Below are 23,319 nucleotides of genomic sequence, written 5' to 3' on the forward strand. Positions count from 1 at the left end.
AGCCCCATAAGACAATCACATCAATAGCCCTTTGTAGCGACGCGCTTCATATTTTCGCTAACATATTGTTATAAAAAAATATTCTTAACTAACTTATTAACTATTATACTGGGTGGAACTGCAGTCTGATCCTGGGTGAAACAGAAAATGGATAATGGGTCACAGGTAACAAATACAAAGCTGGATTTGACTAACCAAAACCAGCAGAAAGTACTGCGCAGCTTCAAGCATCAAATCGATACACTGTCTCAGTTTATCCTCAGATTGAGTAAGTTTTACGAAGGCGCTGTACCGGCACTGGACAAGGAGTTGCAAACCCTCAGGGGACATTTAGGTGGTAAAATTAATTTTACCCTGGCAGAAGTCAGCGTAGGTAAACTGACGGCGTTGTTGATGGAAAACAGCGACCAGGTCAGACTGCAGAATCAAAAATCACATAATCTTATTGAAAATGCCATTCAGTCACTGCAGGAAAACAATGGCCTGCCTGAAGCGCTAAAAGAAGATGCTCAGGCGTTTTTACGCCAGGTTCGCCAGAGCCAGGCTTCGGTTTTCACTTCATTGCCTCATTTTGAGAAAGCCCTGGAGTTATTTCAAAAGGCGCTGATCAATTTTCAGGCCCGCAAAGCAGAGCCCCCGCCCGGAGAAAGCCTTCCACTTCAGAACGCCACCCTGGTGCTACACAAAGAGATCACAGACGAGCTGAGAGAGTTGGTCTCACAGCTTACTACCAGTGCAAAAGAAGATCCTCAGTTGAAGAAAGTCCGTGATCAGTTAGCCAAAGGCCTGGATCATGAACAGCTACTTGAATGTTGTCTGATTATCATCCGCACGATCCTGCGTGAGGTCATTCATGAGCGAAAACATGCTGAACGATTTGTTTCCAGCCTTCACAGTACATTGGACAAAGTCAGCCAGTCTGTTACCCACTCGATCGAGAAAAGTGAGTCAACGTTCCAACTTAAAACCGACAACACGGCACAGTTAAAACAGCAGGTTCTGAATATCGAAGTCGCCATCGATGAAGCCGAGAATATCAAGTTACTGCGTAAGCAGGCTGGTGAATATCTGGCAAAAATTGCAGCCACCATCGATACGCGGGAGAAAGCGGATCAGGACGAGCAGCGAGTGCTGATGAAACTGCTCAACGAAATGAGAGATCAGTTAAGCCATCTGGAACAGGAAACCTCAGAGTATAAACAACGTTTATTGCAGCAAAAATACCGCAGCCACCACGACGAGTTAACCCAGATCCCAAATCGCAGCGCCTATAACGACAGAATTGAATTAGAATACCGCCGCTGGCGTCGTTATGGTACCGAGCTGAGTATGGCACTGGTAGATGTTGATCACTTCAAAACCATAAATGATAATTATGGCCATGCAGCCGGTGATAAAACCTTGCAGGTCATCGCACAGCAAATGAGTAAATGTTTGCGTTCAACAGACTTTCTCGCTCGCTGGGGTGGTGAGGAATTTGTACTGCTTTTTCCGCAAACGTCAGAGGGTGAACTAGAAGCTGCGCTGGAAAAAGTACGTTTACAAATTGCCAAAATCCCCTTCAGGTTTAAACAACAGAGTGTCAAGATTACGGTTTCAATTGGTGCCGCCAGTTTCATTGAAGGTGACGATGTGCACCGTGTATTTGAACGCGCCGATAGAGCTCTGTATACCGCTAAGACTCAGGGCAGAAATCGTAGCGTGATTGACCAAGGAAAAAAATGAAAAGAACAGTGCAACTTAACCCCATCGGTTCAATGAACCTGCTTTCACAACTTGAAGTGGATCGTCTGAAAAAGTCCACTTCCAGTGAACTCTATCGCCTGTTCCGTAACTGTTGCCTGGCCGTGCTGAACAGCGGCGCCCAGGAAGATAATTATGAGAATATCTTTTCCCCCTACGAAGATTTTGAAGTCAACCTGCTGCGGCGTGAGCGCGGTGTCAAGATAGAGCTTGTCAATCCGCCTGAGCTTGCCTTTGTAGACAACAAGCTGATCAAGGGGGTTCATGAGCATCTGTTCGCCGTACTCAGAGATATGCTGCATATGGGGGCCAGATATGAAGGCAACCTGTTTGTCGATCAATCCGAATCTACCCATATCACTCATATGGTGTTCGATATGTTGCGCAATGCCAATGCCATTCAGGCAGCGGGTGACCCAAATATGGTCGTATGCTGGGGTGGTCACTCTATTGGTGAGATTGAGTACAAATATACCAAAGAGGTTGGTTACCAGCTTGGCTTAAGGGAAATGAATATCTGTACTGGCTGCGGGCCCGGCGCTATGAAGGGGCCGATGAAAGGTGCCACTATAGGCCATGCCAAGCAACGCTATCGGCATGGCCGATATCTGGGTATTTCCGAACCCAGCATTATTGCAGCCGAACCACCGAATCCAATTGTTAATGAACTGGTTATCATGCCAGATATCGAGAAACGACTGGAATCGTTTGTCCGAACCGCTCATGCCATTGTCATTTTTCCGGGTGGTGTGGGTACCGCAGAAGAATTACTGTATTTGCTTGGTATTATGCTGAGTGAACAGAATCGCGAGCAGGTACTGCCTGTGATCCTGACAGGGCCTAAAGAAAGTGAAGATTATTTTAATACCATCGATGAGTTTATTGGTGCAACACTGGGCAGGACCGCCCAGAACCTGTATACCATCATCGTTGATGATGCATCAGAAGTGGCCAGATTAGTTCGGGAAAACCAGCCCCAGGTCACTGAATATCGTCGTCAAAGAGGCGACTCATACCAATTTAACTGGTCGCTCAGAATTGATCAGGATTTTCAGTCGCCCTTCTCTCCCAGCCATGAAAATATGGAGCAGCTTAATCTGCATCTTGAGCAGCCAAAAGCCGACTTGGCAGCTTCATTGCGACGGGCATTTTCGGGTATCGTGGCAGGGAATGTTAAAGCGGAGGGCATTGAACAAATCAGGAAAAAAGGCCCCTTCACGATTAATGGTGACGCCAGGTTGATGGAGTTGCTGGACACGATGCTCGAATCTTTTGTCGCGCAGAATCGTATGAAGTTGCCCGGGAAACGCTACGACCCATGTTATAAGCTGGTAAAATAATAGGGGCAGAAGGCATCATCGCTGCTAAGTGGTGTCCATGATATTCTATGTTTAAAAAAACAGTCTGGGAACTGGCCGTTTGCAGTTTTCACGCCTAAGAGTAATTGATTAAAAATGAATAATAAATTTATCAAACGCGCCGCCATAGGCTTTGGGATCTACCTTATTTTCGCAGCTCTGGTGTTAGTGTTTTACCCGGACGATCCGGACTCAATGGACTGGCGGGACAGAGAGCAGTACAACAAAGTACAGATGGGAAAACTGGAGCTGGGTACAAGCAGGCAACAAATCATAGAGCTGATGGGCGCCCCGGATATCAGTGAAGCGAAGCAGATTCAGGATCAACAAATTCAAATCATGTTTTACCGAACCCAGCATATGGAATCTGATGGCATAACGACGATGAATGAATGTACCCCCTTGTTGTTTGAAAATGACGTTCTTATCGCCTGGGGCGACGGCACCTATCAGCAATACACAGAGCGGCAGTGAGTGAGTCCCTCTCTGAAGAATTCAGCCGACTGTTGGCTGGGCTGGCTGAATTGGAAGAGCTTATTCAAAGTAGCGACAGCTCTGCTGTGATCATCTCCCATTGTTTCAGTCTGACCCGACACCTACAGGCATGTTTTGAGCAAGCTCCCGCCCCCTGTATGGCACAGGCACAGCTTATTTTCACCAGCTACACAGACAGCCAGAATTTGCGTCTGAAGCGCATGCTACTGGCATTGCTGTTCAGCCATTGCCACCGTTGGCATCCACAAAGCAGTAGTGGGCTGATATGTGCGGCAATGACGCTGGATGTGTATAGCTGGCCACTGAACAGCGACACTTTTATCCGACAAATTAAGCGTCTTGACCAGCAAGTCTGGGCCCATAGTCTGATCCCGGTCTCGCGTTTACTGCCGCTTCGCCAGAAAGCCGGTTTTTATCGGCGCTTTGCACGATTAAGTCACCCACAATTATTATTGATGGTGGTGGCACAAGTGAGTATAGCCGCTGAAAAACGCCCCGCTTCGCAACAATGGCACCACTCACTGCGAAGATTAACAAAGCAGATACCACCGGGTTGCTATGGGATGCTGGAGCCATTGCTGCCGATTTTGGGACTTATTCCGCCGGGCAGCATAATTCAACGGCAAGACAACACGAAAGCCATACTGTTATCAAAAACACGTGATACTTACCTGATCAAGGGCTTACAGCCCCATAGCCGGACGTTTAATCAGTACACTGAACAAATTGCAGTAGCTGAACCTGTTCAGCCATGTTCAGCATTGCAGGTAGAAAACCTGTCATTGCTGGACACTCTGTGGGATAAAGACTGGCAGAGATTGCACCAGGAAGCTGAAGCATCTTTGTCAGCGCCCCCAGCCAGACAGATATTGAGTAAGCCGCCGGCTAAATTACTGGCTATCCAGGACCTGCTCAGGCAAGAGGAGCCGGAGGTGGATAACATCAGTGCCCATATCGCGGCTGAAGGGTTTCTCGCCAGACAGCTGAAATACACTGCCAGCCATCGCTCTCGCATGAATCTGCAAATGGAAGAAGTGAAGCATGCGCTATTGTTCCAGGGCTTTGAACGCACCAGTAGTATACTGGTACAACAAGCCTTGCTGAACCGGCTGAATCAGCAGTACTTCCCGCTGCAGCAGCATATATTGCAATTGTGTGTCTTGCTGGGTCATATTCTTGAAGCACTGGGCGAAAGGCAGTCGAGAATACAGAATGAATCTCTGGTCACCCTGGGGTATTTTTTTTGCGCCGGACTGTTTATCAGTTCAGCCCTCAAACGCCGGGTCAGGCTTCCAAAACGCGGTCTCGAGCTGTTTTCACTGGATAGTCTTTTTACCCTGCCGGCGACGTCATCCAGGGCACAACAAAGTATGACGCTGGCCAGGTCCTGGCAACAGGACAGACTCAGTCTTGAGGCCATTCGCTGCCATCATCAGCTCCCCGAAGACTCGGAACTGAGTGGAATGAGTAAGACCCTGGCAACGCTATTGGGTCTGTCATTAATGATTTGTCGCCAGATTTACTTCGCTGACGAACCAGAACAGCTGGTCAATAGACAGTATCGGGAACAGGCACTTCAATACCTTCAATTGCAGCCGCAAGATATCAGGGATGTGATTATAGAAGTGTTTGAAAACAGCCAGTGTTACTGGCCATTAGAATAATAGTGATTCCCCGCAGAATTCGCGTTTTTACTGGAAGATAGCACCATTTAATGCTATAAATCGCGCCCGTTAGCACCCTGTAAATCAGGGCCTCCCGATTAAAAAACGACAGACAGAGGAACTCTCCATGACTCAACAGCGCATAACGGTAATCCGTGGCGATGGTATCGGACCCGATATTGTCAATGCCACCTTGCAAATTCTCGACAAGGCGGGCTGTGATTTCGCTTATGATTTCGCCGATGCCGGTCTTATGGCGCTGGAAAATCATGGTGAATTACTGCCCCAGCAGACGTTGGATCTTATCGCTAAAAACCGTATTACGCTAAAAGGACCACTGACGACACCTGTGGGTGAAGGCTTCACTTCCATTAATGTCAGTCTGCGCAAACAATTCAATCTCTTCGCCAACGTCCGGCCTGTATTATCTTTCAAGGGCACCAAGGCGCGTTACGAAGATATCGATATCATTACCGTGAGAGAGAATACCCAGGGTATGTACTCGGGTCTGGGGCAAAAAGTCTCTCAGGATGGTAACGAAGCTGAAGCCATGAGCAAAATCACCCGCGAAGGTGCCGAGCGCATTCTGACCTTCGCCTACGAAATGGCGCTGAAAGAAGGGCGCAAGAAAGTCACCGCTGTACACAAGGCAAATATACTCAAGTCTACCTCCGGACTCTTTTTGAAAGTTGCCAGAGAGGTGGCTGAGCGATATCCACAGATAGAGTCGACAGAAATGATCGTCGACAACACCTGCATGCAACTGGTTATGAATCCACACCAGTTCGATGTGATTGTGACCACAAACCTGTTCGGTGACATTATTTCTGATCTGTGTGCTGGTCTTGTCGGTGGTCTGGGTATGGCCCCTGGCGCCAATATCGGCGATAACTGCGCTATTTTTGAAGCCGTGCATGGCTCAGCTCCGGATATAGCCGGTAAGAACCTTGCCAACCCTACCTCTGTCATCCTCGCCGCAATCCAGATGCTCGAACACCTAGGCATGGCTGACAAGGCGGATAGAATCCGCCTGGCCATTAAAGAGGTTATCGAGTCCGGTGATCGTACCACACGGGATCTGGGTGGTAATCATGGCACCACCGATTTCACCCAGGCCGTTCTTGAACGCCTGTAATATCCGTCAGGAATTCAGGCCGGTTCCTGCCGGCCTTTTTTATTCGCAAATCCTCAAAAAAATCAATTTTCTTCTACACTAATCATTGCCGCAATAATTGCTACCCGAAAGTACAATGACGCGGTAACAATGACGCTTAGCGTCCCCCCTAAGGAAAAACAAGGTAAAGGAGAAATATATGAAATGGTTTATATGGGGTGTAGTGATGTTGGGTCTGATTGCCCCTTTGCAGACTCTGGCATCAACAAAGGATGTAAGTAAGGAAAAAGTGGCAATGGAAAAAGCGGTAATTAATCTTAATACCGCGTCAGCTAAACAGCTGATGTCTTTACCCGGAATAGGCAAGAAAAAGGCCGAGGCAATTATTCAGTACCGGGATAGTAACGGCGGTTTCCACTCGATTGACGATCTGATCAAAATTCAGGGTGTGGGTAAAAAGTCCCTGCAAGCTCTTCGCGGTAAAGTCAGCGTTAACTGAGTACAACCAGTCAATATCGGTACAGGGACGTACCGCTATCCGTGCCAACAGAGTTAATCCCCCTATACCTTGCTGTGAATTGAAATGGTATGCTTGGCAGATAATAAAATATCAGTCAGGACGATCCTTATGAAGCCTATTATTATGGCCGGTGGCGTTGGCAGCCGTCTTTGGCCCAAATCCCGAGCCGCCTTCCCTAAACAATTTTTACCATTAACCAACGAACACAGCATGTTGCAGGAGACCCTGTGCCGGCTTGATGGCCTGGACAGCGAAGCACCTGTGTTTGTCTGCAACGAAGCCCATCGCTTTATTGTGGCCGAACAGGTTCTGCAGTCAGGTATTGAGCACGATGGTATCCTGCTTGAGCCCATGGGTAAAAACACGGCCCCGGCCATTGCTCTTGCTGCACTGCACGCCATACAAAAAGGTCAGGATCCAGTATTGCTGGTACTGGCTGCAGATCACCTGATTGAAAATGTTACGGCTTTTCATCAGGCCATTGTCAATGCAGAGCAACTGGCGCTGCAGGATAAGCTGGTTACTTTTGGTATTGTCCCCTCCTCTCCCCATACCGGGTATGGTTATATACGCCAGGGCGATCCGATTACCGGTTCCGTCGAAGCATTCAGTGTTTCTGAATTCGTGGAGAAGCCCGACCTGGAAACAGCACAAGCCTATTTGCAGGATGGCGGATATCTGTGGAACAGCGGAATGTTTATGTTTAAGGCCAGTCGTTATCTGCAGGAGTTACAGAAGTTTGCCCCTGAAATCTATCAGAACTGCAAAGCGGCTATTGAATCAGAACAGCAGGACATGGACTTTGTCAGGATCAACATTGAGAGCTTTTCTCAGTGCCCCTCTGACTCTATTGACTACGCGGTAATGGAGAAAACCGACGCCGCAGCCGTGGTACCGCTGGATGCCGGCTGGAGTGATGTTGGCAGTTGGTCATCCCTGTGGGAGGTTTTACCTAAAGACGCACAGGGCAACGTTGTGCGCGGCGATGTGATTCTGGAGCAGGTCAATAACAGTTATGTCAACGCAGAACAGCGGCTGGTGTCAGTCATTGGTCTGGACGATGTGATTGTCATTGAAACTAAGGACGCCATGCTGGTAGCGCATAAAAACAGCGTGCAGGATATTAAGAAAGTGGTAGATAAACTCAAAGCCGCCAAACGTCCTGAGTATGAATTTCACCGCGAAGTTTTCCGCCCCTGGGGGAGCTATGACTCACTGGATCAGGCGGAACGTTTTCAGGTAAAGCGCATCAAAGTCAAACCCGGTGAAAAACTTTCCCTGCAAATGCACCATCATCGTGCCGAACACTGGATTGTGGTTACCGGTACCGCCAGGGTGAGCTGTGATGATAAAACCTTTCTGCTTACCGAAAACGAATCCACTTATATCCCTATAGGTACCACCCATAGCCTTGAAAACCCAGGCAAAATTCCACTGGAGCTTATCGAAGTGCAATCCGGTGCCTATGTGGGTGAAGACGATATAGTGCGTTTTTCAGATCGTTATGGCCGGGTTAAAAACTAAGGTGAAATACCAATGAAGTTAAGCTGCTTTAAAGCCTATGATATTCGCGGACAGCTGGGTGAGCAATTAAATGAAGCCGTTGCCTATCGCATTGGCAGGGCTTTTGCCGAACATCTTGAGGCCAAAGAAGTGGTGGTAGGTGCCGATATCCGTCTGACCTCTGAACCACTCAAACTTGCCTTAAGTGCGGGTTTGATTGATGGCGGCGCTGCCGTCACCGATCTCGGCATGACGGGCACTGAAGAAATCTACTTTGCTACCAGCTATCTGAATCAAAGCGGTGGTATTCAGGTCACAGCCAGCCACAATCCTATTGATTACAACGGTCTTAAGCTGGTCAGGGAGGGTTCCCGGCCGATCAGTGGCGACACGGGCCTTGATAAGGTGAAATCGCTGGCTGAGAGTTATGACGAACAGGACGTGGCCGTATCTCTGGCAGCTTACGCAAAAAAACAGATGCAAGGCGAGTTCGCCAAGGGTCAGGGTCTGGTGAACAAACAGGCGTTATTCGCCACGGACCGCTATCATAACCAGTCTGTTCTGGAGGCTTATACCGAGCACATGCTTGGCTATATTGACCCCGGTCAGCTAAAGCCGCTGAAGCTGGTAGTTAATGCCGGTAACGGGGCTGCCGGCCACGCCATAGATGCCATCGAAAAGGCTTTACATGGTAAAGGCGTGAAGATTGAGTTTATTAAAGTGAATCATCAGGGTGATGGTACCTTTCCCAACGGCATCCCCAATCCGCTTCTACCTGAGTGTCGCCATCAGACCCGGGAGGCAGTAATCGGGCATCAGGCGGATATGGGCATCGCCTGGGACGGCGATTTTGATCGTTGTTTTCTGTTTGATGAACAAGGGGATTTTATTGAAGGTTATTATATCGTCGGTCTGCTGGCACAGGCGTTTTTAACTAAAAACCCCGGCGCCGCTGTTATCTTTGATCCCAGAGTCTACTGGAACACAGAAGATGTCATCCTGAATGCCGGGGGACGCCCGGTGATGAGTAAAACCGGACACGCCTTCATAAAAGAAAGAATGCGCAAGGAAGATGCGGTGTATGGCGGTGAAATGAGCGCTCATCACTATTTTCGTGATTTTGCGTATTGTGATTCCGGCATGATCCCCTGGCTGTTGGTGGCCGAATTGTTATCCAACAGTGGTAAACCCCTTTCTCAGCTTGTGTCTGAGCGCATCGCTGCGTTTCCTTCCTCAGGGGAAATAAACCGGATCGTCGATGACGCCGACGCCACCCTGGCCAGGATCCTGAAAACCTATCAGCCCCTGGCCAATCGCCGGGACAATACCGATGGCATCGGGCTGGAGTTTGACAACTGGCGTTTTAACCTCAGAAAGTCCAACACCGAGCCGGTAATCCGGCTGAATGTGGAAACCAGAGCGGATAAAGCATTACTGCAGCAAAAAACAACCGAGTTATTGCAGCTGATTGACTCAAAGTAACGCCAACAACAGCCTGCAACATGACCAAATCACTGTTGCAGGCTATCTCTGACCAGTCTTACCATTTCTCCAATCTGAGAAGGCTCAAGCCAGCGGGTAACGATCATCAGTTCCTGTGCTTTATCCACAACAATAAAATTACCACCAAATCCTGCGGCATAAAATATTGAGCTGTCATCCACATTTTGCCATTTCCGTTCGCCCTGATTCAGCCACCACATAAACCCATAGCTGGCATTGGCCGGCGACGGGGCTGTCGCCTTCTGCAACCAGTTTTTTGACAGAATTTGTCTGTTTTTCCAACGGCCATTACGCAATACCATCAGGCCAAAGCGGGCCTGGTCCAGTGTCGAAATGAATATTCCACCACCAGAATGACCTCCCCCGGTGACAGACTTCATTTTCAGTCCATCCACTGTCACCCAGGCATCCTCATAACCAAACCACCTCCAGGTGGGAGAAGCGCCAATAGGATCCATAATATGCTGTTTAAGAACCTGTGGCAGCGGTTGACGGAACACCTGTAACAACGAGTACGCCAACAGGTTTACCCGTACATCATTATATTCCATGACGGTTCCGGGGGTATTCAGAGTGCGAAACTTCCACTCATCCAGGCCGCCATGCTGAGGTGGCCTGTCGGCCCAATCTTTAATACCGAACAGCGTGCCTGACCAGTCCGATGACTGATCAAGCAAATGCCGCCAGCGGATCTGACTATTGTGGTCACCTGCAAACGTGCCATCCCAGACTGTATCTGCCACCTTGTCCTCAGTGCTGCCAATCAGCCCCTGATCAACAGCGACGCCAGCCACAGAAGACAAATAGCTTTTCGTTACACTGAAAGTCATGTCGACCCGGTTAAGGTCTCCCCACTGAGCGGCAATGTAACCATTTTTAACCACCATCCCCGCTGGCCCGCCGCGTGGCTTCACCGGACCAAGCAGGGTATGAAAAGGCTCGCGCTCAAACCCCCTGAGAATTGCAATCCGTAAATCCCGGCTGCCAGAGTATTCATTTTCTCTGGCAAATTTTACCGCTTTTTCCAGCTTATCAGTTTCAAAACCCAGCTCGGCTGCAGCTTTGCTCTGCCATTCTCCTGATGCCGGAAAATACTGGGCATGAACCGCACCGGTGCCCAAAACGGCAATCAAGGTGAAAAGTAATTTGATCATTGTCCTAACTCCTGATTCTGTAGTCGCTGCATATCAATATGCATTATGCCGCCATCATCATACTCTGCTCCCTGCGGTACAAATTTCCATTGTCGATAAAAATTCTGCAGATGAACCTGAGCACTGAGCCTGAGCGATTTATACTGTCCGGCTCCCCGGGCTTTTTCGATGAGTTGTTCCATCAGGATTCTGCCTAACCCTTGCCCTCGTGCCTGCTCAGACAGCACAATACGCTGAAACCGATAACAGTCGTGAATGGAATCGTCCAGTAACCTGGCATAGCCGACCAGTTGATTATTTTGCTCCAGCAGTAAGTGCCATGCCCGCTGATCCACCCCATCAATATCAGCATAAATACTTTGCTGTTCAATGATAAAGACCTGCTGACGCAGTGCCCAGATTGACTGCAATCTCAGGTTATCCAGCTGTTCAAAGTTACACCAATGTATATGCAGATCCATGTAGCCTCTGGAGAAAGGGTTAACATCTTGATAGCATGGTACGTTAATTGACTGAATTTTCTAATTTTTACGTTTTTTGTTGTGTTCTGTTCAGTCAAAACAATCACAGGAGAGTTTTGTGGAAACTGGTACGTATATTGAAACAGGTACGCTAATCTCGCTCGCGCTTTATTTTATCGCCATGCTAGGCATAGGCTTATACGCTTATCGCACATCCACCTCCGATGTCTCCGGCTATATGCTCGGCGGCAGGAAGTTAGGCCCCGGTGTCACCGCACTGTCGGCTGGCGCTTCGGATATGAGTGGCTGGATGCTGATGGGCTTACCGGGTGCCATGTACCTGGCCGGGATCTCTCAGAGCTGGATTGCGGTAGGGCTGGTGATTGGTGCCTTTATGAACTATCTGATAGTCGCACCGCGATTACGGGTATATACGGAAGTGGCCAATGACTCTATTACCATTCCTGACTACTTCGCAAACCGATTCGAAGACAAAGGACGTTATCTGCGTATTTTTTCATCGCTGGTAATCATTATATTCTTCACCCTTTATACGTCTGCCAGCCTGGTGGCCGGCGGTAAACTGTTCGACAGCTCTTTTGGTATGGACTACAGCACCGGGTTGTTTGTTACGGCTGGCGTCGTCGCCGCTTATACGCTGTTTGGCGGATTTCTCGCCGTGAGTATGACCGACTTTGTGCAGGGCTGTATTATGTTTGTATCATTGGTGATGGTGCCCATTGTTGCCTTTAATCACCTCGGTGGCGTGGGAGAAGTCAGTACCGCAGTGAATGATATCAATCCCGATATGCTCAAGCTCTTTGTTAATGGCGCAACGGGTGAGGCTCTATCCGCATTAGGTGTGATATCTCTGCTGGCCTGGGGACTGGGCTACTTTGGCCAGCCACATATTATTGTGCGCTTTATGGCGATTCGTTCTGTCAAAGCGATTAAAACTGCCCGCCGTATTGGTATGAGCTGGATGATTGTTTCGATAATAGGCGCGCTGGCCACCGGGTTTGTCGGCATTGCCTATGTGGAAGAAACCAAAATGAAACTGGATGATGCGGAAACTATCTTTATCATTTTCTCACAGTTCCTTTTCCATCCTATGATTGGTGGTTTCCTTCTGGCGGCAATTCTGGCTGCGATTATGAGTACCATTTCATCCCAGTTACTGGTGACATCCAGTTCACTGACTGAAGATTTTTATAAAGCCTTTCTGCGCCGTGATGCTGGCGACAAAGAGCTCGTATTGGTAGGCAGAATTTCAGTACTGGTGGTGGCTCTTGTGGCGATTGCCCTGGCCTGGAATCCACAGAACAGCGTACTGAATCTGGTCAGTAATGCCTGGGCTGGTTTTGGTGCAGCCTTTGGACCGGTGATTATTGTCAGTCTGTTCTGGAAGCGTATGAACCGCACAGGTGCTCTTTCGGGTATGCTGGTCGGTGCAGCAACCGTATTATTCTGGATATACGCGCCGGTCACTATCGGGGGCGAAAGCCTGAGCAGCGTAATCTATGAGATTGTACCTGGCTTTATTCTTTGTACGCTGACGATTTTCATCGTTAGTCATCTTACTGCACCACCCAGTGAAGCGTTGCAAAACACCCATGAGAAAATGGAAGCCAGACTGAAAGCCGAATTAAGCTGACTCTGAAGCTTAGCCATATGTAGATAAAAAATACCGGCATTAGCCGGTATTTTTTATTGAAATCAAATTGTTACAACCAGAAAAATTGGTTCTGGTATCCTCAGCATCAATCTACTAGCATAGTGGTAGCGTTATATTCGGGGAATACATCAATCATGGCGTTTTTCGCAGCTCGTCAACCCATACTAGACAGGGAAAAGCAGTTGGTAGCCTACGAGCTACTATTCAGGGACAGTCTTGAAAATGTGTTCCCGGACGTCTGTGATGAACAAGCCACGTCTAAAATGATAGAAGGTCTGCAGTTTAACCTTGGGATGGATAAACTGACTGAAGACAAACTCGCTTTTATTAACTTTACTCAGGAATCTCTGCTCAATGGCTACCCGATGCTATTGCCAAAAGAATTTGTGGTAGTAGAGATACTGGAAACGGTGACGCCCTCCAGAAAATTGCTCGAAGCCTGTCGGGAACTGAAAGAACTTGGCTACACCATCGCCTTAGATGATTACGAACATAAAGGTGTATGGAAACATTTTTACCCTTATACCGATATTATTAAGATTGATTATCAGGTTACTCAGATTGACGAAATTCGCCTGATTAAAGACGCCATTAAAGATTTTCCGCACATCAAGTTACTGGCTGAGAAAGTGGAAACCCATGCCGAATATCATCAGGCCATGGAGCTGGGTTTTGAATATTTTCAGGGCTACTTTTTTAGTAAACCTGAGGTGATGAGAAGCCGCACACTGGACCCATCGCAGTTAACCGTAGCGCGGCTGATGAATGCACTGGCAGAACCTGAGCCGGATATTCCCGCCATTACCGAGGTGTTTCAGGGAGATGTTCATCTTTCGGTAAAGTTGCTGAGGTACGCCCAATCGCCCATTTTCAAACGCCGTAGTGAGATATCTAATATTAAGCAAGCCATTGTGTTATTGGGCTTGCAGGAGCTACGCCGTTTTGTATCGGTACTTTTTACCGCCCAGTTTGCAGACAGAAAACCTCCCGCACTCACCGTAATGTCTCTGGTAAGGGCGCGCTTTTGTGAATTACTCTCTACGATGCCCGGTGAACAGGCCACCGAGAGTGCCGCGTTTCTGACCGGATTATTGTCACTGCTCGAAGGGATGCTGGATGCGCCGTTGGCGGAGTTACTCGACAACCTCCCTATTTCTCAGGTGATCAAAGACGCGCTGATCAATGATCAAGGCAGACTTGCACAATACTTGCGGCTGATTGAAGCCTTTGAGCAGGCTGACTGGAGCGCAGCGAAAAACCAGTGCAGCAAAATGGAATTTGGCATTGACAAAGTGACCCGTCATTATCTTCAGGCGGTGCGCTGGGCCACGTTAAGAGAAACTGCTGGCTGACAGGTGCATCCGCCATCCTTGATACCCGCATTCGCCTGTCCAAAAGTACCGTAAAAAGGGATATCATTAAGGCTGTTTGCTATTTGTTATAGCGATCTCGCATAGCCAAAATCTGTCCGAACATGGTATTGTTCTATGCATAGAACGCATTTGCATAATACCAATTCCGACAACTTTAACAGGTCTGATCAATACCATGGACGCTAATATTCCAACCGTAACCCATCTCAAGCAGCTTGAGGCTGAAAGTATTCATATTTTCCGTGAAGTCGCGGCTGAGTTCGACAACCCGGTGATGCTGTATTCCGTTGGCAAGGATTCCTCTGTGTTACTGCATCTGGCTCGTAAAGCCTTTGCACCCGGCCGTATTCCTTTCCCCTTATTACATGTGGATACCACCTGGAAATTTCGCGAAATGATTGAGTTTCGTGACCGTATGGCTAAAGAGCATAAACTGGATCTGATTGTGTATAAGAATCAGGAAGGTATTGATATGGGAGTCGGTCCCTTTAGCCATGGCAGTGCCAAACACACTGATATTATGAAAACCCAGGCATTGAAAAAAGCGCTGAATAAATTTCAGTTTGATGCTGCATTCGGTGGTGCCCGCCGCGATGAAGAAAAATCCCGGGCTAAAGAACGAGTATATTCTTTTCGTGATGAAAATCACCGCTGGGATCCCAAGAACCAGCGCCCTGAACTTTGGAATATTTATAACGCCAAAGTGAACAAGGGCGAGAGTATCAGGGTATTTCCGCTGTCCAACTGGACAGAACTGGATATCTGGCAATATATCTACCTGGAAAATATCGACATTCCTTCATTGTATCTGGCCAAACCACGTCCTGTAGTAGAGCGTGATGGCACACTGATCATGGTGGATGACGATCGTATGCCCCTTCAGGACGGCGAGAAACCAAAAATGGAATCGGTCAGGTTCCGTACTTTGGGGTGCTATCCGTTGACCGGTGCAGTGCAATCCAATGCCGCCACCCTGCCTGATGTCATTCAGGAAATGTTACTGACCAAGACGTCAGAGCGTCAGGGCCGGGTAATCGATCATGACAGCGCCGGCTCAATGGAGAAAAAGAAAATGGAAGGATATTTCTGATGAGTGACAATATCGTCTGGCATGAACATAAAACCAATAAAACCGATCGTGCACACCAAAAAGGTCAAAAGCCTGCAGTAATCTGGCTTACCGGCTTAAGCGGCTCCGGTAAATCCACCATTGCCAATGTGCTGGAACAAAAACTCACTGCGTCGGGCAAGCACACGTACCTGCTTGATGGCGACAATGTTCGCCATGGCCTGTGTGGTGATCTCGGCTTTGCCGATAAAGACAGAGTCGAGAATATCCGCCGTATCAGTGAGGTAGCCAGGCTGTTTGTTGATGCCGGCCTGATTGTTATCACCGCGTTTATTTCACCGTTTAAAACAGACAGAAAGTTCTGCCGCAACATGCTTGAGCCGGGAGAATTTATTGAAGTCTTTGTAGACACACCTCTGGAGGTGTGTGAACAGCGCGATCCTAAGGGCTTGTACCAAAAGGCCCGGCAAGGTGATATCAAACACTTTACCGGCATAGATTCTGCTTATGAAACCCCTGAATCTCCGGAAGTGCATCTGAACTTCGAGGAAGGTGAAACACCTGAGCAATCGGCCGACAAGCTGATTGCAGCACTGACCGAAAAGGGTTATCTGTAATGAGCAGAGCACAACTGGCTGAACAGCTTACTCAAATCGCCCATCAGGCGGGCAAGGCCATCATGGATATCTATGCCCGGGATTTCGAAGTGACGGACAAACAGGATAACAGCCCCCTCACCGAAGCGGACCTGGCTGCACATCATATTATTGTCGACGGGTTAAAAGCCATTTCGGATTTGCCCGTATTGTCTGAAGAATCTGCCGATATTGCCTGGCAGGAGCGTAGTCAGTGGCAACAATACTGGCTTGTGGATCCTCTGGATGGCACCAAAGAATTTATTAAGAAAAATGGTGAATTTACCGTCAATATTGCGCTGATTGAAGACGGCGAACCGGTTCTTGGGGTGGTATTCGCACCAGCCCTGAATACGACCTATGTTGGCGCGGTTGGTGAATTTGCACGGGTCAGTAAAGCCGGAGAAATGACGGAACTTAGGCCAGCAATTCACCAGAACGACGAAATCTGGAAAGTGGTTGGCAGCCGTTCGCATCAGAGCCCGCAGATTCAGGCCCTGCTTGACCAATTGCCGGGTGACACAGAATTGGTGGCCATGGGCAGTTCTTTGAAACTGTGCCTGGTGGCAGAAGGCAAAGCCCATCTGTACCCACGCCTCGGCCCCACCAGTGAGTGGGATACGGCAGCGGCGCATGCTGTTGTCAATGCCGCCGGTGGCACGGTCTGCGAGCTTGAGGAACAGAAGCCCCTTAGTGAACAACAAAAACCGCTGCGCTATAACCAGAAAGAATCCCTGTTAAACCCTTATTTTCTAGTGAGCTGTTAACATGAATAGCCAAAATGATCTCCTCGAAAAGGACATTCTCAGTTATCTTGAACAACACGAACGCAAAGACCTGGTTCGGTTTTTAACCTGCGGAAGTGTCGATGACGGCAAAAGTACGCTGATCGGTCGACTGTTGCATGATTCAAAAATGATTTATGAAGACCAGCTTGCTGCCATCAGTAAAGACAGCAAGAAAGTCGGCACCACAGGTGAAGAAGTGGATCTGGCACTGTTGGTAGATGGTCTGCAATCTGAACGTGAACAAGGCATCACTATCGATGTGGCCTATCGCTACTTCTCCACGGACAAACGCAAGTTTATTATCGCCGATACCCCTGGCCATGAGCAGTACACCCGTAATATGGTAACAGGCGCCTCCACCTGTGAACTCGCCATTGTGATGGTGGACGCCAGAGGTGGTGTTAAGGTACAAACCCGCCGCCACTCGTTCCTGGCCTCTTTGCTGGGTATCAAACATGTGATTGTGGCGATTAATAAAATGGATCTGATGGACTATGACCAGAGCGTGTTTGACAAGATCCGTGAAGACTATCTGCAATTTTCCAAACAGCTGAATATCCCTGATATTCGCTTTGTGCCTATCTCGGCACTCAAAGGCGACAATGTGGTTAACCGCAGCGACAGCATGCCCTGGTATCAGGGTGAAACTCTGATGCAGCTGCTGGAAAATATTGAAGTCAGCAAAGACGAGACACAGCGGGATTTTCGCTTCCCGGTACAGTATGTAAATCGCCCGGATCTTAATTTCCGCGGCTTTGCCGGTACGATTGTTTCCGGCCAGATCCAACCAGGTGACAAAGTTACCGCACTGCCCTCGGGTAAGACTTCATCAGTGAAACAAATTGTCACCTTTGAAGGTGAACAGGAAATCGGGTACGCGCCGCAAGCTGTGACTCTGACCCTGAATGATGAAATCGATATTTCCCGCGGCGATATGATTGTTAAAAGCGATAATCAGCCGCTGCACAGCGCTGCTTACAAGACGCATTTGGTGTGGATGGCAGAAGATCCACTGATGCCAAATAAACAATATGAGTTCAAATTTGCAACTAAATCCGTTTCCGGCTCTGTACAGCGTCTTGACTACCGTATAGACGTCAACACCATGGAGAAAAAGGATCTGCTGCATCTGAATCTGAATGAAATAGCTGTTGGCAGCATCAAACTGACGCAGCCTGTCGCCTGCGACCCATACCAGCGAAACCGCAAAACCGGAGCGTTTATTATTATCGACCGCCTGACCAATGGTACCGTTGGTGCGGGTATGATTATCGACGCCGACAAATCCGCAGAGAAGGAAAATAACCAGGCTTATTCCGAATTCGAACTGGAATTTAACGCCCTGGTACGTAAACATTTCCCTCATTGGCAGGCGCTGGATATCAGCAAACTCTGAGTTGAATTAGATGGACATAAACCAGATTCTGGTTGCAGGGATTTTTGTTGTCACCATCGCGGCGCTTATTTTTACCGATAAGCGCCCATCCGCGATCTTTTCTATGGCCATGCTGGCATTGCTCGGCAGCGGTCAGTTATCGTTGTTGGAGCTGTCTCATGGGTTAACCAATCAGGGATTGATCACACTGGTACTGTTACTGCTGATCAGCAATGCTATCGACAAGACCTCATTACTGAAGTTACTGGGCAGAAAGCTTATCAGCGCCAGTTATACCAAAAGCTACTGGCGCCTGTTCGGATTAACCTTCTCAAGCTCGGCATTGTTGAATAACACCGCCATTGTTGCCAGCCTGATCAGCCCTGTCACCCAGAATCAGCACCATCCGGCTTCCAAGCTCCTGATTCCGCTTTCCTACTCGGCCATTCTAGGCGGCACTGTAACCCTGATAGGTACCTCTACTAATCTGATTGTAGACAGCTTTTTAGTGGAGCAGGGCCACCCTGGTTTTGCCTTTCTGGATTTCACCCTCTATGGCCTGGTTGCGGGTCTGTCCTGCGGCTTATTGCTGTTTCTGATGTCGCCTTTACTACCCAATATCAAAATCAAACAGGCTGACTACAAAGAGTACTTTATCGAGGCCAAGGTGGATGCTGATTCACCATTGATCGGCAAGAGCATCGAAGAAAACCATTTACGCAATTTGCCTGAACTCTATCTGGCTGAGATTATCCGTCAGGGCCACCTGCTGTCACCGGTTACGCCGGAAATCGTCATCGAAGGCGGAGATAAACTCATTTTCAGCGGCAACGTGAAACGGGTAGACAGCCTCAGTCATATACCTGGCCTCACCCTGTTTGCCGAAACCAATGGCCTGCTCAGAGAGAACCTGACTGAAGTCGTGATATCAAATCGCGCCAAGCTGATTGATAAGACACTCAAAGAAATCGGATTTCGCGCTATGTTCGATGCCGCCGTAGTGGCCATTCGCCGTGACGGTGAAAGTCTGTCAGGCAAACTCGGTGATATCAGACTGCAATCCGGTGATAATCTGCTTTTGGCTGTTGGTCCCGATTTTGACTCGCGCAACAACCTGTCGAAGAATTTCTTTATACTCACTGAGCACAGCCTGCCAAAGAAACTCAGCCCGATTCAGGAACGCCTGACCCTGGGTGGATTCCTGTTAACGGTAATACTCAGTGCCACCAATATCGTCCCTCTTGCAACCGGACTGGTTTTTCTGCTGGCTTTGCTGGTGCTGAGCGGCATCACCAATGGCGCAGAATTGAAACGCCACTTGCCGGTTAATCTGATCATGGTAATAGTGGGAGCGTTGGGGCTGGCCGTTGCACTGGAACAATCGGGTCTTATTGCCAGCATCAATGAGCTGGTTTTCCCCATGCTCGAGGGAAGCAGCCCCTTCGTAGCCCTGGTAGTGATCTATCTGCTGACCCTGCTGCTTACTGAACTGGTGACAAATAATGCCGCCGCTGCTCTGATGTTTCCCTTTGCCTGGGGCCTGGTACAGATGTTAGATGCGCCGGTACTTCCCTTCGCACTGGCAGTAGCATTCGCCGCCAGTGCCAGCTTTATCTCTCCCTGGGGTTATCAGACCAACCTTTTGGTGTTCAGTGCCGCCAACTATCGGCTTTCCCACTTTGTGCGTATCGGTCTGCCGGTTTCCGCCCTCTATTCATTGATTGTTCTGAGTCTGCTCAAATTCAGCTTTAATCTCTGAACCCGGATACCATTCATAAATCCGCTCAAACGGCGTTAAAATTCGCTCAAGTGCAGGAAAAACTTCACTTTTTCGGCTAGCATTAGTGGTTTACTACTAACCCGAAGGAAAGATGATGCCCCGTAAATTTGCCTTACTCTTTGCCAGCCTGACTCTTTGCCTTAGTTCGGCGGCCTGTGCCAGCACGCCTGAAAATATTGACAGTGAAAAAGCCGCTATTGAGGTCGAAGTCGTCACCTCAGGATTGCAACATCCCTGGGGCATGGCTTTTCTACCCGATGGCCGTATGCTGGTTACTGAGCGTACCGGCAAGCTCAGAATTGTCGATACTGATGGCAATAAATCAGCCCCCTTAAGCGGACTTCCCGAGGTTCTGGTAAAAAACCAGGGCGGCTTACTCGACGTCGCGATTGATCCTATGTTCAGCGAGAACCAGCGGGTCTATTTTAGTTTCAGTGAGCCGGTTTCCGGTACGCAGAAGAGCAGTACCGCTGTTGCCAGCGCCATTCTGGAAGAAAATGGCCTGAGCGAAGTGCAGATCATTTTCAGTGCCAGACCTAAAATCGATACCGGCCATCATTTCGGCAGTCGTCTTGTATTTGACCGCGAGGGGGCTCTGTTTATCACTCTGGGCGATCGCGGCTCGCAACGCCATGGCGCACAACAACTGGATGTTCACTACGGCAAAGTCGTACGTGTGCTGCCCAACGGCAAGGTGCCTGCTGATAATCCTTATACAAAAGATGACAACGTGTTATCGGATATCTGGTCCTATGGGCATCGCAATATTCAGGGTGCGGCGCTGCATCCGCAAACTGGCGAACTATGGACCCATGAACACGGCCCTCAGGGCGGTGATGAAATCAATATTGCCGAAGCCACAAAGAACTACGGCTGGCCTGAGATCACCTATGGCGAAGAATACGGTGGCGGTGAAATCGGCGACACTGAACAGGCCGGTATGGAGCAACCACTTCACTACTGGGTGCCTTCTATCGCTCCCAGCGGGATGGCCTTTTATACTGCCCGGGCTTTCAGCGACTGGCAGGGCAATCTGTTAGTGGGCTCACTGAAATTTCGCCAGTTAGTCAGGCTGGAACTGAGTGACGATAATAAAGTCACCCATGAGGAACGTATCGACATCGGTCAGCGTGTGCGTGATGTGCGCCAGGGTCCGGACGGCGCCGTTTATCTGCTCACCGATCATCCCGACGGCCAGATATTGCGCCTGACACCGGGCAAGTAATTGTAAATAAAAGAATTTTCACCACAGAGGCACAGAGAACACAGAGAGGTAAAGGGGATTAAATCGTTAATACCTCCGTAATCTCTGCGCCTCTGTCGTTAGTCTTGTATTTCTCAACCGGGTTCGTGCTTTTACTTCGTTCTGTCCTGCGCTACGCAAGCCAGCCTTCGGCTGTTCCACGTGTTCCCGACACTTTGGTCCTGTGGTGGTTTAAAAGCTTTTGATCACGAAAGGCATGAAAAACACGAAAAGGAGCAAAGCGTTTAACCCTTCCATCCTCCGTGCCCTCTGTGGTTAGTCATGCTTTTAGTTCGTGAGCCGAGTTACTTACGGCGCCAGCTAGTGCCTTGCGGGCCGTCTTCCAGTTCAATACCCATGGCCGTAAGAGCATCACGGGCCGCATCGGCTGCCGCCCAGTCTTTGTTTTTACGGGCATCGGCGCGAACCTGTATCAGACGCTCAATCTCGGCCACATCAGCCTGGTCATCGCCACCCGCTCCCTGCAGAAATTGCTCCGATGATTGCTGCAACAACCCCAGCACACCGCCGAGGCAGATTAGTACTGCCGCCAGCTTAGCCGCTTCACCAGCTCCGGCTTTATTAATATCCCGGGCCAGATCAAACAGTACTGAGTAGGCTTCAGGGGTATTAAAATCATCATCCATGGCCTGATTAAAGCGTGCCTGATAACCACCATAATCAGCATCGACACTGTTATCCGGGGCAACGCCCCGCAGTGCCGTATATAAGCGTTCCAGTGAGGCTCTGGCCTGATGGATATTCTCCTCAGAGTAATTTAACTGACTGCGATAATGAGCACTGAGCAGAAAATAACGCAATGTTTCGGCATCGTACTCTTTGAGCACATCGCGCAGGGTAAAGAAATTGCCCAGTGACTTGGACATTTTCTCTTCGTTGACCTGCACCATACCGGTGTGTACCCAATAGTTCACATAGGGCGTATCAAATGCACAGCAGGACTGAGCCACTTCATTTTCGTGATGAGGAAAAATTAAATCGGAGCCACCACCATGAATATCAAAATGCGCCCCAAGATGTTTGTGGTTCATCGCCGAACATTCAATATGCCAGCCCGGCCGACCCTTGCCCCAGGGAGAATCCCAGCTTGGCTCACCGGGCTTGGCGGATTTCCACAGCACAAAGTCCAGCGGATCGGTCTTATCGGTACTGACTTCCACCCGGGAGCCTGCCTGCAACTGCTCCAGATCCTGGCCACTGAGTTTGCCGTAGCGCTCGAAAGTACTGACATCAAACAGCACATCACCACTATTGGCCTGATAGGCATGGCGTTTTTCCACCAGACGCCGGATCACCTCAATGATCTCATCCATATGCGTGGTCACACGGGGCTCGATATCCGCCGGTAGCAAACCAATGGCATCAAAATCCTGATGCATATCGGCAATAGTACGGTCAATCAGAGTGGTAAAGGCTTCCTGATTCTCCTGTGCCCGCCTGATTATCTTGTCGTCCACATCGGTGATATTGCGCACATAATTCACTTCATAGCCTGCATGTCGCAGGTACCGCACCATCATATCAAAACTCAGATAAGTACGGGCATGGCCCATATGGCACAGGTCATATACTGTTATACCGCACACATATAACCCAACCTTGCCTTCCTGCAAAGGTTTAAAGCGCTCCTTTCGGCGGGTCAGAGTGTTGTAGATGTGCAGCATAGTTAAATCCTTGAGAATAAATCATATATAAGGTGATTAAGGCGCGAATTTTACCCTAAGGGCCGATTGGCTGCACCTGTAGTTTCCGATAAGACTTCAGGATAAGTTTCCTGAGACCGCCCTTTGGGATACAATAGAGCATCATATGGTTTAAATAAACAACACCAGCGAGAGTTCAAAA

Annotated in this window: 19 protein-coding genes; 16 read left to right on the top strand and 3 right to left on the bottom strand. The window is 48.9% G+C overall.

Annotated elements, in window-relative coordinates; translation table 11 throughout:
* Positions 1 to 147 precede the first annotated feature (147 nt).
* The 8 genes from CDA54_RS10340 to CDA54_RS10375 all read left to right on the top strand — a co-directional run bounded on the left by CDA54_RS10340 (position 148) and on the right by CDA54_RS10375 (position 9,879).
* The gene (locus CDA54_RS10340) at positions 148 to 1,725 is read left to right on the top strand and encodes a GGDEF domain-containing protein (protein ID WP_099034931.1); all 1,578 of its coding nucleotides are present in this window, start codon (positions 148 to 150) and stop codon (positions 1,723 to 1,725) included.
* Positions 1,722 to 3,083, top strand: a complete 1,362-nt coding sequence (ppnN, locus tag CDA54_RS10345; RefSeq protein WP_099034932.1) for a nucleotide 5'-monophosphate nucleosidase PpnN — start codon at positions 1,722 to 1,724, stop codon at positions 3,081 to 3,083. The genes CDA54_RS10340 and ppnN overlap by 4 nt, the downstream gene beginning before the upstream one ends.
* Positions 3,084 to 3,197: 114 nt before the next feature.
* On the top strand, positions 3,198 to 3,575 hold the full coding sequence (locus CDA54_RS10350; protein ID WP_099034933.1) for a DUF3192 domain-containing protein: 378 nt from the start codon (positions 3,198 to 3,200) through the stop codon (positions 3,573 to 3,575).
* Positions 3,572 to 5,260: an HDOD domain-containing protein gene (locus tag CDA54_RS10355; protein WP_099034934.1), complete on the top strand. Its 1,689-nt coding sequence runs from the start codon at positions 3,572 to 3,574 to the stop codon at positions 5,258 to 5,260. The genes CDA54_RS10350 and CDA54_RS10355 overlap by 4 nt, the downstream gene beginning before the upstream one ends.
* 127 nt (positions 5,261 to 5,387) lie before the next feature.
* Positions 5,388 to 6,395 carry an isocitrate dehydrogenase gene (locus tag CDA54_RS10360; protein ID WP_099034935.1) on the top strand — a complete coding sequence of 336 codons (1,008 nt, stop codon included), beginning with the start codon at positions 5,388 to 5,390 and terminating at the stop codon, positions 6,393 to 6,395.
* A 178-nt stretch (positions 6,396 to 6,573) separates the two neighbouring features.
* Positions 6,574 to 6,873, top strand: coding sequence for a ComEA family DNA-binding protein (locus CDA54_RS10365; RefSeq protein WP_099034936.1), 300 nt, complete (start codon positions 6,574 to 6,576; stop codon positions 6,871 to 6,873).
* A 129-nt stretch (positions 6,874 to 7,002) separates the two neighbouring features.
* Positions 7,003 to 8,418, top strand: coding sequence for a mannose-1-phosphate guanylyltransferase/mannose-6-phosphate isomerase (locus tag CDA54_RS10370; RefSeq protein WP_099034937.1), 1,416 nt, complete (start codon positions 7,003 to 7,005; stop codon positions 8,416 to 8,418).
* A gap of 12 nt (positions 8,419 to 8,430) precedes the next feature.
* Positions 8,431 to 9,879 carry a phosphohexomutase domain-containing protein gene (locus CDA54_RS10375; RefSeq protein ID WP_099034938.1) on the top strand — a complete coding sequence of 483 codons (1,449 nt, stop codon included), beginning with the start codon at positions 8,431 to 8,433 and terminating at the stop codon, positions 9,877 to 9,879.
* Between the two features lie 29 nt (positions 9,880 to 9,908).
* Here CDA54_RS10375 and CDA54_RS10380 read toward each other — a convergent pair whose 3' ends face one another.
* Together CDA54_RS10380 and CDA54_RS10385 are read right to left on the bottom strand one after the other, a co-directional pair.
* Positions 9,909 to 11,054, bottom strand: coding sequence for a serine hydrolase domain-containing protein (locus tag CDA54_RS10380; RefSeq protein ID WP_099034939.1), 1,146 nt, complete (start codon positions 11,052 to 11,054; stop codon positions 9,909 to 9,911).
* Positions 11,051 to 11,515, bottom strand: a complete 465-nt coding sequence (locus tag CDA54_RS10385; protein ID WP_099034940.1) for a GNAT family N-acetyltransferase — start codon at positions 11,513 to 11,515, stop codon at positions 11,051 to 11,053. The genes CDA54_RS10380 and CDA54_RS10385 overlap by 4 nt, the downstream gene beginning before the upstream one ends.
* Positions 11,516 to 11,651: 136 nt before the next feature.
* Here CDA54_RS10385 and putP point away from each other — a divergent pair, with 136 nt between their 5' ends.
* From putP to CDA54_RS10425, 8 genes are all read left to right on the top strand, one after another.
* Positions 11,652 to 13,169, top strand: coding sequence for a sodium/proline symporter PutP (gene putP, locus CDA54_RS10390; RefSeq protein ID WP_099035011.1), 1,518 nt, complete (start codon positions 11,652 to 11,654; stop codon positions 13,167 to 13,169).
* Between the two features lie 155 nt (positions 13,170 to 13,324).
* On the top strand, positions 13,325 to 14,542 hold the full coding sequence (locus tag CDA54_RS10395) for an EAL and HDOD domain-containing protein (RefSeq protein WP_099034941.1): 1,218 nt from the start codon (positions 13,325 to 13,327) through the stop codon (positions 14,540 to 14,542).
* Positions 14,543 to 14,738: 196 nt separating this feature from the next.
* Entirely contained in the window at positions 14,739 to 15,653 is a 915-nt protein-coding gene (gene cysD / locus CDA54_RS10400; RefSeq protein ID WP_099034942.1) for a sulfate adenylyltransferase subunit CysD, read from the top strand.
* The gene (gene cysC, locus CDA54_RS10405) at positions 15,653 to 16,249 is read left to right on the top strand and encodes an adenylyl-sulfate kinase (protein WP_099034943.1); all 597 of its coding nucleotides are present in this window, start codon (positions 15,653 to 15,655) and stop codon (positions 16,247 to 16,249) included. The genes cysD and cysC overlap by 1 nt, the downstream gene beginning before the upstream one ends.
* Positions 16,249 to 17,034, top strand: coding sequence for a 3'(2'),5'-bisphosphate nucleotidase CysQ (gene cysQ, locus CDA54_RS10410; RefSeq protein ID WP_099034944.1), 786 nt, complete (start codon positions 16,249 to 16,251; stop codon positions 17,032 to 17,034). The genes cysC and cysQ overlap by 1 nt, the downstream gene beginning before the upstream one ends.
* 1 nt (position 17,035) lies before the next feature.
* Complete coding sequence (cysN, locus tag CDA54_RS10415; protein ID WP_099034945.1) at positions 17,036 to 18,451, top strand: sulfate adenylyltransferase subunit CysN; 1,416 nt, start codon at positions 17,036 to 17,038, stop codon at positions 18,449 to 18,451.
* A 10-nt stretch (positions 18,452 to 18,461) separates the two neighbouring features.
* On the top strand, positions 18,462 to 20,189 hold the full coding sequence (locus CDA54_RS10420) for an SLC13 family permease (RefSeq protein ID WP_099034946.1): 1,728 nt from the start codon (positions 18,462 to 18,464) through the stop codon (positions 20,187 to 20,189).
* 115 nt (positions 20,190 to 20,304) lie between these two features.
* Positions 20,305 to 21,435, top strand: coding sequence for a PQQ-dependent sugar dehydrogenase (locus CDA54_RS10425; RefSeq protein WP_099034947.1), 1,131 nt, complete (start codon positions 20,305 to 20,307; stop codon positions 21,433 to 21,435).
* Between the two features lie 323 nt (positions 21,436 to 21,758).
* On the opposite strand, the gene cysS is transcribed toward CDA54_RS10425, so the two are convergent.
* Entirely contained in the window at positions 21,759 to 23,138 is a 1,380-nt protein-coding gene (gene cysS / locus CDA54_RS10430; protein ID WP_099034948.1) for a cysteine--tRNA ligase, read from the bottom strand.
* Positions 23,139 to 23,319 lie beyond the last annotated feature (181 nt).

The organism is Lacimicrobium alkaliphilum, from assembly GCF_002591895.1.
Lineage (GTDB): Bacteria > Pseudomonadota > Gammaproteobacteria > Enterobacterales > Alteromonadaceae > Lacimicrobium > Lacimicrobium alkaliphilum.

Bases quoted from the DNA above. Each gene is read 5' to 3' on its own strand.
- CDA54_RS10395 (WP_099034941.1), top strand. From the start codon at position 13,325: ATGGCGTTTTTCGCAGCTCGTCAACCCATACTAGACAGGGAAAAGCAG.
- CDA54_RS10385 (WP_099034940.1), bottom strand. From the start codon at position 11,515: ATGGATCTGCATATACATTGGTGTAACTTTGAACAGCTGGATAACCTG.
- CDA54_RS10370 (WP_099034937.1), top strand. From the start codon at position 7,003: ATGAAGCCTATTATTATGGCCGGTGGCGTTGGCAGCCGTCTTTGGCCC.
- cysN (WP_099034945.1), top strand. From the start codon at position 17,036: ATGAATAGCCAAAATGATCTCCTCGAAAAGGACATTCTCAGTTATCTT.
- CDA54_RS10375 (WP_099034938.1), top strand. From the start codon at position 8,431: ATGAAGTTAAGCTGCTTTAAAGCCTATGATATTCGCGGACAGCTGGGT.
- cysQ (WP_099034944.1), top strand. From the start codon at position 16,249: ATGAGCAGAGCACAACTGGCTGAACAGCTTACTCAAATCGCCCATCAG.
- cysS (WP_099034948.1), bottom strand. From the start codon at position 23,138: ATGCTGCACATCTACAACACTCTGACCCGCCGAAAGGAGCGCTTTAAA.
- CDA54_RS10350 (WP_099034933.1), top strand. From the start codon at position 3,198: ATGAATAATAAATTTATCAAACGCGCCGCCATAGGCTTTGGGATCTAC.
- CDA54_RS10365 (WP_099034936.1), top strand. From the start codon at position 6,574: ATGAAATGGTTTATATGGGGTGTAGTGATGTTGGGTCTGATTGCCCCT.
- ppnN (WP_099034932.1), top strand. From the start codon at position 1,722: ATGAAAAGAACAGTGCAACTTAACCCCATCGGTTCAATGAACCTGCTT.
- CDA54_RS10425 (WP_099034947.1), top strand. From the start codon at position 20,305: ATGCCCCGTAAATTTGCCTTACTCTTTGCCAGCCTGACTCTTTGCCTT.
- cysC (WP_099034943.1), top strand. From the start codon at position 15,653: ATGAGTGACAATATCGTCTGGCATGAACATAAAACCAATAAAACCGAT.
- CDA54_RS10340 (WP_099034931.1), top strand. From the start codon at position 148: ATGGATAATGGGTCACAGGTAACAAATACAAAGCTGGATTTGACTAAC.
- CDA54_RS10420 (WP_099034946.1), top strand. From the start codon at position 18,462: ATGGACATAAACCAGATTCTGGTTGCAGGGATTTTTGTTGTCACCATC.
- cysD (WP_099034942.1), top strand. From the start codon at position 14,739: ATGGACGCTAATATTCCAACCGTAACCCATCTCAAGCAGCTTGAGGCT.
- CDA54_RS10380 (WP_099034939.1), bottom strand. From the start codon at position 11,054: ATGATCAAATTACTTTTCACCTTGATTGCCGTTTTGGGCACCGGTGCG.
- CDA54_RS10360 (WP_099034935.1), top strand. From the start codon at position 5,388: ATGACTCAACAGCGCATAACGGTAATCCGTGGCGATGGTATCGGACCC.